Here is a 16,400-nt window from a genome sequence, read left to right as displayed (position 1 = left end):
CAGTCTGACTTTAGAAGTGGCCTTAATAAGCTTAGATGAGGGAAATTGAATGGTTATGCAATGATGGGCTGCGACATATTGCAGACATAAGCACTCTAGAGTATTTAGTCTAGCTAATTTTGGGGCAGAAACGTGTTACGCTTGCGTCCCTAAGCCCCATTACACTTTGAGCGTGAGTGCACGCTACTTGATTGGTGTCACAACCGAATTTTCATCTAATAGCTCTTGTTGGAGCTCAAACACCCTAAATCGGAGCCTGGCGTTCTCAGCCTCTAACTGCTTTCGGGCCTCAATTGCATTGTTTCGTTGCACCCTGTATTTATCTTTAAGCTCATTAGCTTTCTTCAACTGATGTTTCAGCCCATCAAGCTCAGACAAAGGAACATCTAGCTCAATATCTAAACCAGTTGTCATTGCCTTATCACGATTGAGATTGTACTTGTCGATAACAGGTTTTGCATAGGCCACGAACTCTTTGAACTTATGGACATAGCTATTGCCAAGTTGGGCTTCATTGTTGATTCGGTTTAACGTGAGCTTGCCCGTCCCCTTAACATGAAGCGGCTTACCATCTAATAGTCGCTGAAATGCATTGACCAGTAACCCCTCAGCCTTGCAGGTTGCTCGATACTCTACTTTCATGACCACACTGCCTTAATATCATCATTGAAGCTATCAAATGGGATGCTGTGCTTGACCAACGTTGGTTCAATAGACTGAATCTTCTTCTTTCTGGCATCCAAAATCAACTCATTGGCATAATCACCCATATCATTGGTTGCCCGAAATGAAGCAATTAAGTTGTCCCGCTCCCTCGACAGCCTTTTGGCCGCCTTATCAGTGACAACCTTATGCTCACAGGGGGCTTCAACAATATCCATCAGAGAGCAAAGGCGCTCACAATTACGGTTGGTGCAATACCCCCCTGTAGGAAGCAACACAATGGATTTGTCACCAGACCTTACCAATGCAAGCAATTCACTTCGGGACATAACTATTTCTTCACCCTGTGCTAGCCGCTCTGCTTTATTCTGAGCTATACGCTCGCCTTCAGCACCACTTAAGGTATCGGATACATTGTAAATCTCATCCCATGCGTCCACTGCTGAGTTTTCAATGGCTTCATCAAATTCACTCATTAACTTTGTATCCATCAGCAGTTGGTTGGTACGCACCAGTTCAGAATAGTTCGCATACCAGTTAGACATATTAATATTGCGGTGTTTAAGTTGGTATTTTACTGTGAGTGCGTTGCCCAGTCGGTTTTTCACCATAAAGACCACAAAACTCCGCCGTAAATCATGAGGGCTAAGCTTTGGTAAACCGCCTCCAATCTTTAAACTCCCTGCTCGATCTGGGTTTAACAGATCAAACTCGTCAACGTCTTCGGCGGTCGCAGTAATGTTGAACTCTTTCATGTTCAATGCATTACCAGCACCATCAATAAGGTATTTTAACGTCACTTTATTTATAAGCACTGCACTCTCGTAAGGTATTTCAGAAGATATAAAGGCACTCTCAAGGTCTTGTTTCTTTGCGTTGTATTGGTCTAGGGTTAGCTGACCATGTTGATAGCCGTCATCCAGTCGTTCTAAACTATATTTCCTCGCGGCTTGCGTGGCGTCAAAAGCGAGCTCGAGTGCCAGCTTTGCGATAGGAGCCGTATTCCACGTTGTATAAATCTTTTCGCCCTTATTGCCTTTTGTCGAAAACCCTGAGACCTTTGGTACGGCAGCCAGTGAATCGTCATAGCTCTCTTTATTCATGGAGAGCAACTCTTCCTTTCGGGCAGCGGAGAATAAGCCGACACAGATAAAGCACATCCTGAGCAATGTACCTAACCAATTTCCACGTCTGTGAAATGAGAAGTTAGGAATTGCTTTTCGTTCAGGCCACTTGCTTGTTTTGCGATGCATCCTCACTTGGAGTGTCTTCATTTGCCTCTCGTTAAGGGCATTCACATCGAGCGCTTTAAGCTCAGCGTTGAGCATCTCATCCTGATAGATGTATAACTTTTCCATCGCCGCTGAAATTTGGTGGCGATAGGGGTGATAAGTTTCAACAAACTCAACAACGGTCTTTAATATACTGACATGAATCGCTTCAGGAAACGCAATTGCCTGACCGTCATCAGCATCAGGTTTAACCCACTGGATATGCTCTCGTTTGTGGACATATCGCGTTACAAGGCCCGCTTTATTCAGTGTATTAATCACAGACCCAATTTGTTGGCACCCTCGTTCACCGAAAGCCCCATGTAATGTTTTAGCGCACTTTTTCCACTCTCGCTCGCTCGAAAGCAAATTGAAATCACTTTTTCCCCAGCGTGTTGCGATGGCTTTTAATCCCTCCCTACGCCTTTTCAGTGTGCCAACAGCCGCATGGGAGTTAGAGTTTGATGTTGCCTTTTGCCATTGTATCACCCCATAAAGGTAAGACTGAATATCATAGCGGTACTTCTCATCAATCTGCCCAAAAGAGATTGTTTTATCTTTCTGGTTCAGGGCATGGAAATCCCACTCTACATCAAAGACGCGTGACACTCCTTCTCCGTCAGAGTCAAACGTCACATACGGATTTTCAGCGAGCTCTTGGCGAAGCTGTATAAGCTGTTTAGACATAAATTACCCCTTAAAGAATTGGCTTGCGCTGGCTCGGTCTTGATAAAGCGGGTGGAAGTCGCCATCATCCACCTTTTGTTTTGCTTGAGCGTAGTTTTTGGGGGCTTTTTGTTTCAGCCTGAGAAGGACTTTTTTCAACACCCCCTCCACCACAAAATACTCTTCCTTCGGTGCGGAATTGCTGGCCACCATCTCTTTGAGGTCTTCGATTTGTTCTAAAAATGACAGCATTAACCAGATATCATTTTCTGACGCCACCAATTTATGGCTGTCACAATCAAAGCAAGCAAGAAAGTCCGTGCAACGCCCAGTATCTTGCGAAAAATCAATCCCCAACTGCTTCATACGCTTTGCTTCTGCAACAAGTCTCTCTGGTGTTGGCCCTGCGCATTTGATGCCACTGGGCGTGGTCATTAATGGCTGCTCTTGGCTTTCACGGGTACGTAATTTTCTAGCATCATAATCAGACAAAATATCGCTGCGCATTACCTTGGAGTCTTCGATGGCTCTGCCAACCTCCTCACCCTTGGCGATAGCACTTAACGCGCCAAACGTGGCATTTAGGTTATTATCATGGTCTGCCTGAACGCCGCTAGAGTAGCGTTTGGTGACAACGTTCACGGAATTATTCAACCCCTGTGACACAAGGAAGATATCTTCCGTCACTCGCATCAGTACATCGGATTTTGTCGCCCTGAATCGGCTTGTCGTAACCCTTAATCCCGTTATCTTTTCAAGCTGATTATTGATGATGCCAATATTTGAACCGTGGACATTGAATGTCAAGATCTCACCGCTGGAACTAAAGAAAGGACAAAGTGGTAGCTCGTTTGACAGCGGGATACCTAATGACTGGTACATCGCTTTAGAGGTTTTTAGCCATCGGGTAATCAACTCTTTAGTTCGCAGGCTAAAACCAGCGCTATTATCCAAACTTTTATAGCCTGCCCTAAACTTTTCACCGTCAAAAACAAAACGCCCACTGCCAATATTTTTAAATGAAACGTCCTTGTGGCGCACATTAGCAAGCACTGATTTATTCATGCCTGTCAGCATTGAGAATACGAAAAACCAATTGCGTGATGCCTGATTATAGAAAACCTGTCGATGTAGGCGATCAAATGGAACCGGGCTGAACTTTATTGTCCCACCTCGAGGTTTCATGCTCGTCTTGAAGCCATTTTTCTTGGCTGCACTTTGCCTTAATGTCCATCCAAAACGCTTTGCTTGTTCATCAAACAGGTCTTCATCAAAGAACGGATGAATATCTAGCAACTCATTTTTCTCAATCGCTTCCTGAAAGGCCTTTGCGCCTTTAACCAACACCTTGGATAATGGTTTCAACTCTGCTTCCACATGGAACGCTTTGTTCGCAGCCGGAGGGATTCCAGCGACCTCTGGCAGCGTCTTAAGGTAAGACTCCCTACCCCACTGCCTTAATAGGAAAGATAAGCTGGTTTTAATCTTCGAAGCTTTTGATACCTGCACACCTTTTTCGCATAATTTATTGAAGTGCTCTAAGCAATCAATCATGACGGCACTACTGAAAAGGTCACCGTGGTAACCAATGCTATCAAGATATCGAAAATAGCTTACAAGCCCAGCAAAGTAAGCCCCCTTTGTTCGGCTTTCAGGTAAGGGGTTTAACTTTTGGTGAATGTCCCTAACGATATCATCCCGATTCGCCAGCACGCCACTTCCTGATTCAATCTGTTTCACTGTCGGGACATTACGGTAGCGCAACCGGTGGGTGTAGGCTTTATTTTCATTACCACAATCTAAAACCATATCTTCAAAGCGAAGTGGGATAATCGGTGCGCTGGTCTTCTCTATCGTAATTTTAGTACGCTTTCGTCCCTGGATCATAGTGCCACCTCCAAATCATCAAAAGCGCCAATATAGTCCAGTACGTCTTCATAGATTTCATCGGCAGAGGGCATATCCTGTGCAATTTTCAGGTATTCCATGGTCGTTGCCCTATCTTCATGGCCTAGCAGCGCTGATACCCTATCCAATGCTTCATCAGGTGTGATTGATGGGTTGCCATACTCATCCTTTTTATTTAAAAGGTGACGGAAGATATTTACGGCAAACGTTGAGCGTAAATTATGTAGGGAACCGGCAATAGGCTGGTCAAGGCCTTGGGTTAGGTTTGCAGTGTTACGTATTTCCACCCAACGTCCAGTGAAATCTTGTAGTCGGGTAAACATGGGTTTCCCAGACTGGGTAATAAACAGGTATTTCAATTGAGGGTTGATTGCATCATCACCCTCAAAGAAATGCGTATTACCTGCCTCAACCTGCTCCTTGCACCATTCTTTGAATTTCTCAAGACGCTTTTGATACCTGTCAGACTGCGAGTAATCGTAAAGCATCTTCATTAATGTGGCGGGGATAATAGTAATGCGGCTTTTATTTTTCTCTGCGAAGCCCTCAGCCGTCTTTGTGAGTGATTGGTACTTATCGCCGACACCCAAATCCATCACAGGCTTTTTAAACACCTCTTTGCCACCCTGAATCATCGTTTCAGGGTTAACAATCTGCCCCAAATGCAGGCTCGCAGCTTCCTCACGGCGTAACCCCGTATTACGGCAAATCATTGGGTGCAGGCAAAACTCAATCGGCAGCGAATGCAGTTTATTGTTATCACCATGACGAACCACCCTGCGGGATTTCATTAATATGGTTTGTAGGATTTTCCATTCATTATTGGTGAATGGTTTCAGGTCACGGCGTAGGTTGCTGAGATTTGTGCCACCACTGCGAGAGGACTTAGCAAACTTAATCCGCATATCAGTCGTGTGCACCTGCTTACGTTGGTAAGCTTTCATACTAGATGCAGACGCCTCGTAATGGACGTTCACTGTCTCGAACTGGAAGGGAGGATTATTAAAGCGCCTGCCTTGACGCAGACAGTGTTTATAGAAATTAACAACACTGCTCATATACTGCCTAGCTGTTGTTTTAGCCAATACACCATCAATAGCAAGTTGCTTTATTCCATCTCGATATTGATAGGTTAACCGCTCTTGTTTGTTGCGGGGAAAAGCATCCCATTCTGGGCGGGGGTCATCATAGAGAGGGTCAAAGTCCTCTTCATCGTATTCAGCGTCCCATGCTGCCTGTTTGTCCAATACGAAGCTGAAATAATGGGCAAGCCCCTGTGCATCAGTACCAAGCTCAAGCACACCATCATCGATTGCTTTCGACAATAAGAATTCATTGACCATGTCTAATGGCTGGTAGCTAATTAGGTTGTCTTTGTCGTCATACCCAGCGACATAGAGTAAGGGAAGTTTCTTGATGGGGATCTTATTCCCATTGGTACGGTAGGTAACCTGAGGTTCGCCATTCTCATCAATGGATACCAATGGTTTTTCGTAAACGAAGTTAGGGATAGGTGAAATTTCTACCTCTTTTCGTATGACCTTTTTCTGAATTTCATCGTTATCTGACATACCAAACCTCATACTGTACATACAACCAGTACATACAGCATTCTCAACTTTAAAAGTTAATTGTGAGGCTTTAGTCTATCAGGTAAGTTTTGGATATGGTCTTCCCAATCCACCACATCAATTTCATACACAACTTTATTGCGAACACTTTCCCCTGCAGCGTGCATAGCGGACTTAGAGCCCGTGATCAATGGATGCCATTCTGGAAGGGGTTTACCCTCTGATAGAACACGGTATGAGCACGTTTCTGGGAGCCAATTAAACTCGTGGATTTTTTCACGGGTTAGCTTTAAACATTCTTCACCCGATTGGAATCGATTTGGATAATCCTTACACGAACAAGTTTTGCTGTTCAGCCAACTACAAGCCACATTGGTGTAATAAACCTCATCCGAGTCCTCATCCATAAGTTTGTGTAGGCAACATTTACCACAACCATCACACAATGATTCCCATTGCTGTTCACTCATTTGCTCTAATGGTGTTGTTTCCCAAAATGGACTGGTCATGTGGCATTACCTTCTAAACCTGTGGAGGCGTTTTATACCGCTAGTTGATACAAACTGCAAGTACTCTGTTCTTTCTGGATGCTGTAGCTGTGATTCAATTATGTACAACACCTTTATTTTTGGTAAACTCAGCGCCCTTCAATTTTAAGGCCGCAAAAGATGGATTGTCGATTAGGTTGTGGGGCATGTTGTATCGCCCCAAGTATTTCTTCCCCTATTCCTGGAATGCCAAACGGCAAACCCAGCGGCGTTCGCTGCATACAGCTTGATGAGCGCAATCTTTGTAAGTTGTTTGGTCAGCCCGAGCGACCAAAAGTGTGCCATGCTTTTAAAGCCTGTCCAGACGTGTGTGGCGATACTAATGCTAAAGCATTGGCAAACATCCTAGAGCTTGAACGAATTACCTAATATCTAACGCTAAACTGGCAGTATCAAACCAATAAGCTATGTTGTTAAGACGCACAACTTTAAGAATGGTGTTTCTTATGAACAGATATTTGGCTGAGGTATTTGGTACATTCTGGCTAGTACTCGGAGGTTGCGGTTCCGCTGTGTTAGCAGCAGCATTTCCAGATGTAGGTATTGGCTTATTAGGTGTGGCGTTTGCCTTTGGTTTGACTGTGCTCACAATGGCATTTGCTATTGGCCACATTTCTGGGTGCCATTTAAATCCAGCCGTTAGTATCGGCCTTTGGGCCGGTGGTCGCTTCGACGCCAAAGAGCTACTTCCCTATATTGTTGCTCAAGTCATCGGTGGCTTACTTGCCGGTGGCGTGCTCTATATTATAGCCTCCGGACAAGCCGGGTTTGACGCCGCCGCGTCTGGCTTTGCCTCTAATGGTTATGGAGAACACTCCCCTGGGAAGTACTCGTTAACCGCGGCCTTGGTCTGCGAAGTCGTCATGACAGCAATGTTTTTACTGGTCATCATGGGAGCCACTGACAAAAGAGCACCTCAAGGCTTCGCTCCTATAGCGATCGGCTTGTGTTTGACTTTGATTCACCTAATCAGTATTCCTGTAACCAACACGTCAGTAAATCCAGCACGCAGTACAGGGGTCGCGCTCTACGTTGGCGATTGGGCTGTCGCACAATTGTGGTTGTTCTGGTTGGCACCTATTGTTGGTGCAATCATTGGGGCTTGGGTGTATCGCTCATTGCTAAGCAGTGATAGTGACTAAAGCTAATTTTGAACATAAAAAAGGCGCTAAATGCGCCTTTTCACTATCAATCTTATTTAGCAATCTACTTTAGATTTTTTGTCTGCCCAACAGAGAGTGAGACAACGTCGTTCCATCGACCAGTTCTAACTCACCGCCCACCGGAACGCCATGAGCGATACGACTTGCTGATACCTTGTGCTCATGACACAGTTCAGCTATGTAGTGCGCGGTTGCTTCACCTTCCACTGTTGGGTTAGTCGCTAGAATGACTTCACCGATGTCGCCTTGGCGCAGTCTATAATCGAGAACATCCAATCCAATATCGCTAGGACCGATGCCATCTAATGGCGACAAGTGCCCCATTAGAACAAAATAGCGACCCGAGAATTGCCCCGTAGCTTCTACAGCAGCAATATCAGCAGGACTCTCTACCACACAAAGTTGGCCATTCTCTTTGCGCTTAGGATTGCTACAGATATGACAAACTTCTTCTTCGGTAAAGGTACGGCATTCCTGACAGTGACCAATTTCAGTCATTGCACTTGAAAGTGCATCCGCCAGCTGAATACCGCCTTTTCTATCGCGCTGTAACAGATGAAAGGCCATGCGTTGTGCTGACTTGGGACCAACCCCAGGTAGACATCGCAAGGCCTCCATCAAATGCTCCAGCATATGGCTAGTACGCATTAATTGTTCTCTAATCCTTCAATTAGAAAGGCATTTTCATGCCTGGTGGTAGCTGCATTCCACCAGTTACTGACGCCATTTTCTCTTTTTGAGTTTCCTCTACACGACGAGCCGCGTCATTGAACGCCGCTGCAATCAAGTCTTCTAGCATCTCTTTGTCGTCTTCCATAAGGCTTTCATCGATTTCAACACGACGAGTGCTGTGGCTACCTGTGATGGTTACTTTAACAAGGCCAGCACCAGACTCACCTGTTACTTCCATGTTAGCGATTTCTTCTTGAAGCTTTTGCATCTGCTCTTGCATTTGCTGGGCTTGCTTCATCAGGTTGCCCATACCACCTTTACCAAACATAGGGTTCTCTCGGTTTATTCATGTTTCAACTAATAACATGGGGACGCATTCATAGATTGCAACCCCGCTTCCTAGCTGTTTACCTCGAGCAAACAACCGGGAAAGTAACTTTATAAAGGTCGAATACTCTCTTCGTCTAACTCTGCCGCAAACCTTGTAACAATAAACTGAATGTTAGGATCCGCTTGCAAGCTCTTGGCCGCATCAGAAAGCTTGCCTTGATATAACTGCTCACGAAGTTCGAGTGGTGTCGTCCCCTCCTCAGAGAGCTCTACCGACAAATGACACTCTTCTCCCAATAAGACATTAAGCCCTGCAAGTAGTTCTGACTGATTTTTGTCAGAATTTAGATGCGCATGTGTAGCACGCAGTCCCAATTGAATGGATGAACCATCTTTTTTGAAGACTGAATTAAGCGCTAATTGTTGCACCAGTTTGCCAATATCAAGACGTTCAATCAGTTCAGCCCAAGTGTCTTGCTGAGCAGCCTCTTGCGTCAGTCGCTGCGCCATTTCTGGCGTTTTGATATGTTCAAGAGCCTTTTTAAGCGTAGACGGTTTGACGACTGGCTTCACTTCTTGAGCGACAACATTACCTGTTGGCCGCCATCGATAAGGCTCGTTATCTTTAACCTGCTCGGTATTTGATTTAGCGGCATCTAAACCATTTGACGCACTTGGCGTGCGACCTTGGGTTCTCTGAGCAACACGCTCTAATACAGAGGCAGATTCAGATGACGCTTTAGGCTTTTTTACAGGAGAGTTTCCTGAATTCGCTTGACCTTGAGAAGCCGATTGTCGTTTCGAGCGCAATTGATGACGTAAACCACCCGCAGGTCTTGCTGGCTCGCTGGCTGGAACTGAGCGCTGTGCCTCACCGCGAACGACATCATTAGATCCACTATTTGGAGCGGGCTGAATTTGCGAAGGCGGTGTTTTCGAATACTGCTCTTGATTTGATGGAGGTGCTTGCCATTCACTTTGCGCACTTGGTCGATGTTCGGCCTGTACTGGTTGGTTACCCATCGGTATAGCAGAGGTATCAATATACGGTTCACGCGTACTATCAAATTGTGGCGTCGGCGTGGCATAAGTTTGAGCATTAGTATCACTCGATACCTGCTGTGTTGCCATGCTTTGTGACGATGACAACGCAGGCTTAGCCACTGCACTTTGATTCGCGACAGTGATTTCATTAGCGCTGAGCTGAGTGCTTGGTCTAAATGCCAACATACGCAGTAGCGTCATCTCAACGGCGACACGTTGCGATGGAGCGAAGGGCAGATCTTGTCGGCCTTTCAGAGCAATTTGATAGTACAGCTGTACATCCGTTGCTTGTAGTGTATGCGCAAGGTGCTGGATTTTTTCGCTGTCGGCAATTGCGGCATCGATACTAGATGGTAATGCTTGAGTCATCGCTATTCTATGTAACTGCAATGCGAGCTCAGAAAGCAATGTATCCCAATCCACACCATTTTCCGCCAAGTGCTCAAGCTTGGTCATAACTTGATGTGCATCACCCGTAGTCAATGATTCCAGTATTTGAATCGCTTGAGCCGTATCTAGCGTACCCAACATCTGACTGACGACTGGTGTCGATACATTGCCATTTCCAAGCGCGATCGCTTGATCGGTCAAGCTCAATGCATCACGCATACTGCCGTCAGCAGCATGAGCAAGCAGAGCAAGCGCTCGGCTTTCAGACTGAACTTGTTCCTTCTCAAGAATATGATCCAGCTGTTGCTGGATATTCTCAACAGTGATCGGCTTGAGGTGGAACTGCAAGCAGCGCGACAGAATGGTCATCGGCAGCTTTTGAGGATCCGTCGTCGCCAGTAAGAACTTCACATACTCTGGTGGCTCTTCAAGCGTTTTAAGCAACGCATTGAAGCTATGACGCGAGAGCATATGTACTTCATCGATCAGGTAAACCTTAAAGCGGTTTCTCGCTGGCTTATATTGAACGTTATCTAGAAGCTCGCGAGTATCTTCAACCTTTGTACGAGACGCCGCATCAATCTCAAGTAAGTCAACGCTTCGGCCTTCATCAATCTCTATACAAGTCGAACATGTACCACAAGGTGTCGAGGTGATGCCTGTTTCACAGTTTAAACCTTTTGCGAACAAGCGACCGATGGACGTCTTACCCACACCACGTGTTCCACTGAACAAATAAGCATGATGCAATCTGTTCTGGTCTAGTGCATTCTCAAGTGCAGTTAGGACATGGGTTTGTCCAACTACCTCTGAAAATTTTCTTGGTCGCCATTTCCTAGCTAACGCGAGATAACTCATTAAGGTGTCCTAATTAGTGACCTTCAAATTCACACAAGCTATATACTTCAATACCTAGTGCTTCTAAGCGCTTATCTCCACCAATTTCTGGCAGATTGATTACAAATGCAGCGTGAGATACTTCACCACCTAGTTGGCGAATAAGTTTCGTTGTAGCTTCAATCGTACCACCAGTTGCTAACAGGTCATCAACCATCAGTACTTTATCACCTTCCACAATAGCGTCTGTGTGGATTTCTAGAGTATCAGTGCCATATTCAAGTTCATATGATTGTGCGACAGTTTCACGTGGCAGCTTGCCTGGCTTACGAACTGGAACAAATCCCAGACCTAGCTCAAGTGCTAGAGGTGCACCAAACAAAAAGCCACGAGCTTCAGTACCAACAATTTTAGTGAAGCCCTGATCTTTGTATTTGTCTACAAGCATCTCTATCGTTGCTTTGTAAGCTGCTGCGTCTTCCATAAGACTCGTTACATCACGAAATAGAATGCCTGGCTTTGGGTAATCTGGAATGCTTTTGATGCTTGCTTTGATCTGGGAGATTTTATCGATTGTCATAGTATTGGTCTCTGGAAAGGTCTTTATACGCCTGACGATCAGAGTACGCTGTCGCGAATAGTCACGAGTACGTTCATTCTGTAGGTATAAATTAAAACGCCCACATTAAGCGTGGGCACACAACCTTCACATGTTAGTGATTTTCATCGTGGTCGGCAACGGGCTGTTTCACAGGAATTCGCAAAAAGAAGGTAAAAACGCCGATAAACAGAATAAATAGCACAACTTTTAACCATACTGGTTGGACAACCAATATGGAGATGGCAAAACTCAAAACAATGAAGATTGCGCCTTTGGTTCTGACCGAACGTTTAATGCAGCGATCGTTTTCCCAGTCAGAGATGATGGGACCAAGTTTACGATGAGAAAGTAACCAATCATGAAATTGAGGGCTACCACGAAAAAAACTTGCACTAGCAAGGAGTAGGAAAGGTGTGGTGGGTAGAAGAGGAAGTACGATGCCTACCACACCCAATATTACTGAAATAACGCCTAACGTATTCCAAAAGAAACGTTTAACTGGACTTATTGTATTGGTCAAAAACCCGCATATCCGTTCATAACTCTAATCCACGTCAGAGTAGCGGGAAGCGTTGGAATTAGCAATGCGGCAATGAAGCCTAAAAAGTAAAAAATGTTGTATGGTTCTTTGAATTCTGTATCAGACATGACTTTGCTCTTGGGTATAGTTGTTTTAGACATCAAAATGGGAAGCTTTCGCCTCCCATTTTTGTTAACACTTTGACTATATCTCAATTACATTCAATCAAAAACAGACTAACTGTGTGGTTATTTTTGAAGAGCGCTTCCGCTACGCTGTTTTAGCTCGGCAGAGCAAGTTTTACCTCCCAACTGAAGCTACTTGAACCGACTCGACTTAAGGACAACTTCCCCCCTTCTAAAACAGCAAGGTCTTTAGTCATAAAATTACTTAAACAGTTCTCACCCAAACGATTTGACCCAGAGATGTTGAAATGAGCTTGAGAATTCTCCCAGCGACAATCCAATCCAGCCGGCAAGACAGATATGGTCCCCTCCGATAAGTCAATCACTCCAAACACAGCTTCGACAGGATATGCAGCGCACGAGCATTGCATGCCTTTTTCTATATTTCTCGCAAGATCTTTAAGGTCGACACTGTTGTGATGCAAACGGCGTACATAATCATCAAACAGTGTCCGTACCAACAACGTACTAGCCACGCCACCATGGTCACTTGATGAAGCATCGACCAGATAAAATGCCATCTGACCGCTCATAAGCCATGTGTAATCGAACACGAGAGGTAATGTGTTAGCCGATTGCAAAAGCCGGTAACTACTTCTCCACGCCCCTAACGCAGAATCTTTTTCAGGTAACAGTGCCGTAAGTAACTCTCTCGCTGCGTTAGGATTTTGCTGGAGATATTGTAGGTGCCAATGCAATTCTTGTTCTTCTTGCGAACCGTCTTCTTCTGACTCTTCAATACGAAACCATCGACTGACAAAGTCAGATTGTTCACAACTGCTTGAACTCTCTTCTAAGACGACATTAATAGATTCCGTAAGATGTTTATAATCACCAATAGGTTTGGTTAAGAAGTCTTTCACTCCCATACGTAACGCTTTAGCAACGTCCGCCATATCACCCGTCGCCGAAATTACAATAACCGGTAGTGACGGGTACTCTACGCGCACCTCTTCGGTAAACTCCATGCCAGTAAGAAGTGGCATAGCTAAATCACAAAGCACTAAGTCAGGCTCTGTGATACTCAGTAGTTTTAAAGCCTCTAATCCATCCCCAGCTTCTGTTACTTGGTGGCCCGTTGCCTCAAGAAAGTTTCGGGTAACGGTTCGAAATACGGGATCATCATCAACAACCATAATCCGCGCACTGTGTTGCTGATGAGGTATAGCCACAGCAGCCTGACTGTCGGTATTAGACATAAAATTACGCCTCACAAAATTGATTGAGCTTGTTGTTATTATTTTTTGGTTTACATTAAACGTCGTACCGTAGGACACGTTACAATAATGCATTTATATGTATATGCAGGCAGCAGAACAAACTGCTCCTGAGTATTTTAACTGTAGGCAGAAATTCGTTTTTATACAAATGTACCCTTGGGAGAGTTTTTTTAATACAATAGCTAAAGTTGAAAAAATCAAACAACCCTTTGATATCAAGTTAGTTTGCTTGAGAGCACTTGTGTTATTTAGCAACAACGCTTGAAATTAACCACGCCAGCTTGACAAGGTGTAAGCTATACTAAAAGCCAATTAATACAAATAGTTGAATATATGAAACTTGACGATTTAAATCTGTTCCGACTTGTTGTGGAAAATGGGAGTTATACAGCAACTTCTCGTAAGACAATGATCCCTGTTGCAACAATTACTCGACGTATACAGGCTCTAGAGGATTCTTTGAATCTTCGTTTACTGAATCGTCACGCGCGAAAACTGTCTTTAACTGAAGCGGGTGAACGCTTCTATAATGAGTGCTCTCCTCTTCTCCAGCGTCTTACTAGCACTACCGAAGATATTGCAGATGAATGCAAAGGTGCGTCTGGTAAACTAAAAATATCGTCACCTTCTAATTTGACTAAGCGCATGATGATGCCGATGTTCAACGACTTTATGTCTAAATACCCAGACATCAGTCTTGAGCTAACGATGAGCAATCATGCCGATCAACTAGACCCAACGGAATGGGACGTTATTTTCCGCGTCGGTCCTCAACGCGATTCAAGTTTAATCGCTCGTAAGATCAGTACAGTCAAAGATATCCTTGTTGCGCATCCTGACTATCTGTCATTAAACGGCGAGCCTAAGCATGCTGAAGAATTATCAACACACCGCCTATTAAAAGGCGCACCGTTAATTAAATGGCAACTGAAAAATACCAGTGGCGAGTCCATTATTAACAACACGAAAGGCCGTTTCGAAGCCAATAGCTTAAATGTGGTTCGCAGAGCATGTTCTGCGGGTTTGGGTATTACCTTGATGCCCGATGTCATGCTAAAAGAGTACATAAACAACGGCGAACTAGTTCGAGTGCTACCAGAGTGGAGTGCCAACCCTCGCGATATTTATATGCTTTATAACCATAAAGATCATCTTCCTGAAAAAGTCCGTCTGTTCATCGACTTTGTTATCGATTACTCACTTCATTGATATTTCAGTAGCAACGGCTTCAAAATTTAGACACAAAAAAACCAGAGCTTGCTCTGGTTTTTTCTTTTCATCGTTCGCTTATTCGTTATGCAGTTCTAGATTTGCTAGATCCGCTTGAATATCACGTTGCGTCTTTGCATCATCGCTACGTAGCGAGTCAAGGAAGTCCAGATACGTTTGGTCAATATCGCCAGTTACATATTCACCGTTGAATACAGACGCCTCAAACAATTTCACATCGGGGTTTCCAAGACCAACAGCTTCTATTAAGTCAGGAATGGTTTGATAAATCAGTGCGTCCGCACCAATTTGCTTACAGATAGCATCGTTGTCACGGCCGTGAGCAATAAGTTCATTGGCACTCGGCATATCAATACCGTAAACGTTAGGGAAGCGAACTTCCGGCGCAGCAGAGACCATAAATACTTTGTTAGCACCTGAGTCGCGTGCCATCTCAATGATTTGCTCTGACGTTGTACCGCGAACAATAGAATCATCCACCAACAGAACGTTCTTACCTTTAAATTCTGAGCGAATGGCGTTCAGTTTACGGCGAACCGACTTCTTACGCTGCTGCTGCCCTGGCATAATGAAGGTACGACCTACATAACGGTTTTTAACAAAACCTTGGCGGTATGGCTTATCGATAGCCTGAGCGATTTGCAATGCGATATCGCATGACGTTTCAGGGATTGGGATAACCACATCAATGTCTAGATCTGAGTATTCTTGCTGAATGCGCTCACCCAACTTCTTACCCATTTCAACACGCGCGCTGTAAACAGAAATCTTGTCGATGAATGAATCAGGACGAGCAAAGTAAACAAACTCAAAAATACAGGGGTTTAGGCTTGGGTTGTCAGCACATTGACGAGTGAACAGCTCACCGTCAAACGTTACATAAATCGCTTCACCAGGAGCAACATCGCGAACAAAGTCAAAACCTACTGCATCAAGAGCTACTGACTCAGAGGCCACCATGTACTCGGTTTTGCCTTCAACATCACGTTTGCCTAAACATAGCGGTCGGATACCGTTAGGGTCACGAAATGCAATCATACCGTGACCGATAATCATAGCAGCTACTGCGTAAGCCCCTTTGATAGTGCGATGCACATTAGTAACAGCTCTGAAGACATCATCCGATGTTACATTGCCTTTTACGGTATCAATTTCATGAGCCAGCACATTCAGCAATACTTCAGAATCGGACGTAGTGTTCACATGACGACGGTCTTTTTCAAACAACTTCTCACGAACTTCGTGAGCGTTAGTCAAGTTACCATTGTGAGCCAGTGTGATACCGAACGGTGAGTTTACGTAGAAAGGTTGAGCTTCTGAAGCGCTTGAGCTGCCTGCTGTAGGGTAACGAACATGTCCAATACCAACACAACCCTGGAGGCGTTGCATATGCTTCGCTTCAAATACGTCTTTTACTAGACCATTCGCCTTACGCAGACGAAAACGATTGCTTTCTATGGTAACAATACCAGCGGCATCTTGGCCACGGTGCTGTAAAACGGTCAAAGCGTCATAGATAGACTGATTCACAGGCGTTGAGCCAACGATTCCAACAATACCACACATGTCCTAATCCTCGAT

At 44.7% G+C, this 16,400-nt stretch carries 15 protein-coding genes; 3 read left to right on the top strand and 12 right to left on the bottom strand.

Going from position 1 to position 16,400, the window contains the following annotated elements; translation table 11 throughout:
* Positions 1-183 precede the first annotated feature (183 nt).
* The 5 genes from JKJ11_RS05165 to JKJ11_RS05145 are packed head-to-tail and all read right to left on the bottom strand — an operon-like array spanning position 184 to position 6,588.
* Positions 184-642, bottom strand: coding sequence for a phage tail tube protein (locus JKJ11_RS05165; protein WP_252038824.1), 459 nt, complete (start codon positions 640-642; stop codon positions 184-186).
* On the bottom strand, positions 639-2,621 hold the full coding sequence (locus JKJ11_RS05160) for a site-specific integrase (protein ID WP_252038823.1): 1,983 nt from the start codon (positions 2,619-2,621) through the stop codon (positions 639-641). Before JKJ11_RS05160 ends, JKJ11_RS05165 begins: the two co-directional genes overlap by 4 nt.
* A gap of 3 nt (positions 2,622-2,624) precedes the next feature.
* Positions 2,625-4,487, bottom strand: a complete 1,863-nt coding sequence (locus JKJ11_RS05155) for a hypothetical protein (protein WP_252038822.1) — start codon at positions 4,485-4,487, stop codon at positions 2,625-2,627.
* Positions 4,484-6,079, bottom strand: a complete 1,596-nt coding sequence (locus tag JKJ11_RS05150; RefSeq protein WP_252038821.1) for a site-specific integrase — start codon at positions 6,077-6,079, stop codon at positions 4,484-4,486. Before JKJ11_RS05150 ends, JKJ11_RS05155 begins: the two co-directional genes overlap by 4 nt.
* A 56-nt stretch (positions 6,080-6,135) precedes the next feature.
* Positions 6,136-6,588, bottom strand: a complete 453-nt coding sequence (locus JKJ11_RS05145; RefSeq protein WP_252038820.1) for a YcgN family cysteine cluster protein — start codon at positions 6,586-6,588, stop codon at positions 6,136-6,138.
* Positions 6,589-6,747: 159 nt separating this feature from the next.
* Between JKJ11_RS05145 and JKJ11_RS05140 the strand changes: the two genes are divergently transcribed.
* Positions 6,748-6,996, top strand: coding sequence for a YkgJ family cysteine cluster protein (locus JKJ11_RS05140; protein ID WP_031493115.1), 249 nt, complete (start codon positions 6,748-6,750; stop codon positions 6,994-6,996).
* 77 nt (positions 6,997-7,073) lie between these two features.
* Positions 7,074-7,769, top strand: a complete 696-nt coding sequence (aqpZ, locus tag JKJ11_RS05135) for an aquaporin Z (protein WP_006071314.1) — start codon at positions 7,074-7,076, stop codon at positions 7,767-7,769.
* 69 nt (positions 7,770-7,838) lie between these two features.
* On the opposite strand, the gene recR is transcribed toward aqpZ, so the two are convergent.
* The 6 genes from recR to JKJ11_RS05105 form a co-directional block, all read right to left on the bottom strand.
* Positions 7,839-8,438 carry a recombination mediator RecR gene (gene recR / locus JKJ11_RS05130; protein WP_006071315.1) on the bottom strand — a complete coding sequence of 200 codons (600 nt, stop codon included), beginning with the start codon at positions 8,436-8,438 and terminating at the stop codon, positions 7,839-7,841.
* 22 nt (positions 8,439-8,460) lie between these two features.
* Complete coding sequence (locus JKJ11_RS05125) at positions 8,461-8,790, bottom strand: YbaB/EbfC family nucleoid-associated protein (protein WP_006071316.1); 330 nt, start codon at positions 8,788-8,790, stop codon at positions 8,461-8,463.
* A 110-nt stretch (positions 8,791-8,900) separates the two neighbouring features.
* A complete protein-coding gene (gene dnaX / locus JKJ11_RS05120; RefSeq protein WP_252038819.1) occupies positions 8,901-11,084 on the bottom strand; it encodes a DNA polymerase III subunit gamma/tau in 2,184 nt (727 codons plus the stop codon).
* A gap of 13 nt (positions 11,085-11,097) precedes the next feature.
* Entirely contained in the window at positions 11,098-11,643 is a 546-nt protein-coding gene (apt, locus tag JKJ11_RS05115; protein WP_006071318.1) for an adenine phosphoribosyltransferase, read from the bottom strand.
* Between the two features lie 133 nt (positions 11,644-11,776).
* Entirely contained in the window at positions 11,777-12,112 is a 336-nt protein-coding gene (locus JKJ11_RS05110) for a YbaN family protein (protein ID WP_420883070.1), read from the bottom strand.
* 352 nt (positions 12,113-12,464) lie between these two features.
* Positions 12,465-13,568 carry a response regulator gene (locus JKJ11_RS05105; RefSeq protein ID WP_062460396.1) on the bottom strand — a complete coding sequence of 368 codons (1,104 nt, stop codon included), beginning with the start codon at positions 13,566-13,568 and terminating at the stop codon, positions 12,465-12,467.
* A 354-nt stretch (positions 13,569-13,922) separates the two neighbouring features.
* Here JKJ11_RS05105 and JKJ11_RS05100 point away from each other — a divergent pair, with 354 nt between their 5' ends.
* Positions 13,923-14,798: a LysR family transcriptional regulator gene (locus JKJ11_RS05100; protein WP_006071322.1), complete on the top strand. Its 876-nt coding sequence runs from the start codon at positions 13,923-13,925 to the stop codon at positions 14,796-14,798.
* Between the two features lie 78 nt (positions 14,799-14,876).
* On the opposite strand, the gene purF is transcribed toward JKJ11_RS05100, so the two are convergent.
* Entirely contained in the window at positions 14,877-16,385 is a 1,509-nt protein-coding gene (gene purF, locus JKJ11_RS05095) for an amidophosphoribosyltransferase (protein ID WP_006071323.1), read from the bottom strand.
* Positions 16,386-16,400 lie beyond the last annotated feature (15 nt).

It is taken from the genome of Vibrio sp. SCSIO 43133 (assembly GCF_023716845.1).
GTDB lineage: Bacteria > Pseudomonadota > Gammaproteobacteria > Enterobacterales > Vibrionaceae > Vibrio > Vibrio mediterranei.
Note: the sequence above shows the minus strand (reverse complement) of the source record. Positions and strands in the feature narration are given on the sequence as shown.

Excerpts from the sequence above, each read along its gene's own strand:
- JKJ11_RS05165 (WP_252038824.1), bottom strand. The coding sequence starts at position 642 with ATGAAAGTAGAGTATCGAGCAACCTGCAAGGCTGAGGGGTTACTGGTC.
- JKJ11_RS05145 (WP_252038820.1), bottom strand. The coding sequence starts at position 6,588 with ATGACCAGTCCATTTTGGGAAACAACACCATTAGAGCAAATGAGTGAA.
- recR (WP_006071315.1), bottom strand. The coding sequence starts at position 8,438 with ATGCGTACTAGCCATATGCTGGAGCATTTGATGGAGGCCTTGCGATGT.
- JKJ11_RS05100 (WP_006071322.1), top strand. The coding sequence starts at position 13,923 with ATGAAACTTGACGATTTAAATCTGTTCCGACTTGTTGTGGAAAATGGG.
- JKJ11_RS05125 (WP_006071316.1), bottom strand. The coding sequence starts at position 8,790 with ATGTTTGGTAAAGGTGGTATGGGCAACCTGATGAAGCAAGCCCAGCAA.
- JKJ11_RS05150 (WP_252038821.1), bottom strand. The coding sequence starts at position 6,079 with ATGTCAGATAACGATGAAATTCAGAAAAAGGTCATACGAAAAGAGGTA.
- JKJ11_RS05160 (WP_252038823.1), bottom strand. The coding sequence starts at position 2,621 with ATGTCTAAACAGCTTATACAGCTTCGCCAAGAGCTCGCTGAAAATCCG.
- JKJ11_RS05140 (WP_031493115.1), top strand. The coding sequence starts at position 6,748 with ATGGATTGTCGATTAGGTTGTGGGGCATGTTGTATCGCCCCAAGTATT.
- purF (WP_006071323.1), bottom strand. The coding sequence starts at position 16,385 with ATGTGTGGTATTGTTGGAATCGTTGGCTCAACGCCTGTGAATCAGTCT.
- apt (WP_006071318.1), bottom strand. The coding sequence starts at position 11,643 with ATGACAATCGATAAAATCTCCCAGATCAAAGCAAGCATCAAAAGCATT.
- aqpZ (WP_006071314.1), top strand. The coding sequence starts at position 7,074 with ATGAACAGATATTTGGCTGAGGTATTTGGTACATTCTGGCTAGTACTC.
- JKJ11_RS05105 (WP_062460396.1), bottom strand. The coding sequence starts at position 13,568 with ATGTCTAATACCGACAGTCAGGCTGCTGTGGCTATACCTCATCAGCAA.
- JKJ11_RS05155 (WP_252038822.1), bottom strand. The coding sequence starts at position 4,487 with ATGATCCAGGGACGAAAGCGTACTAAAATTACGATAGAGAAGACCAGC.
- dnaX (WP_252038819.1), bottom strand. The coding sequence starts at position 11,084 with ATGAGTTATCTCGCGTTAGCTAGGAAATGGCGACCAAGAAAATTTTCA.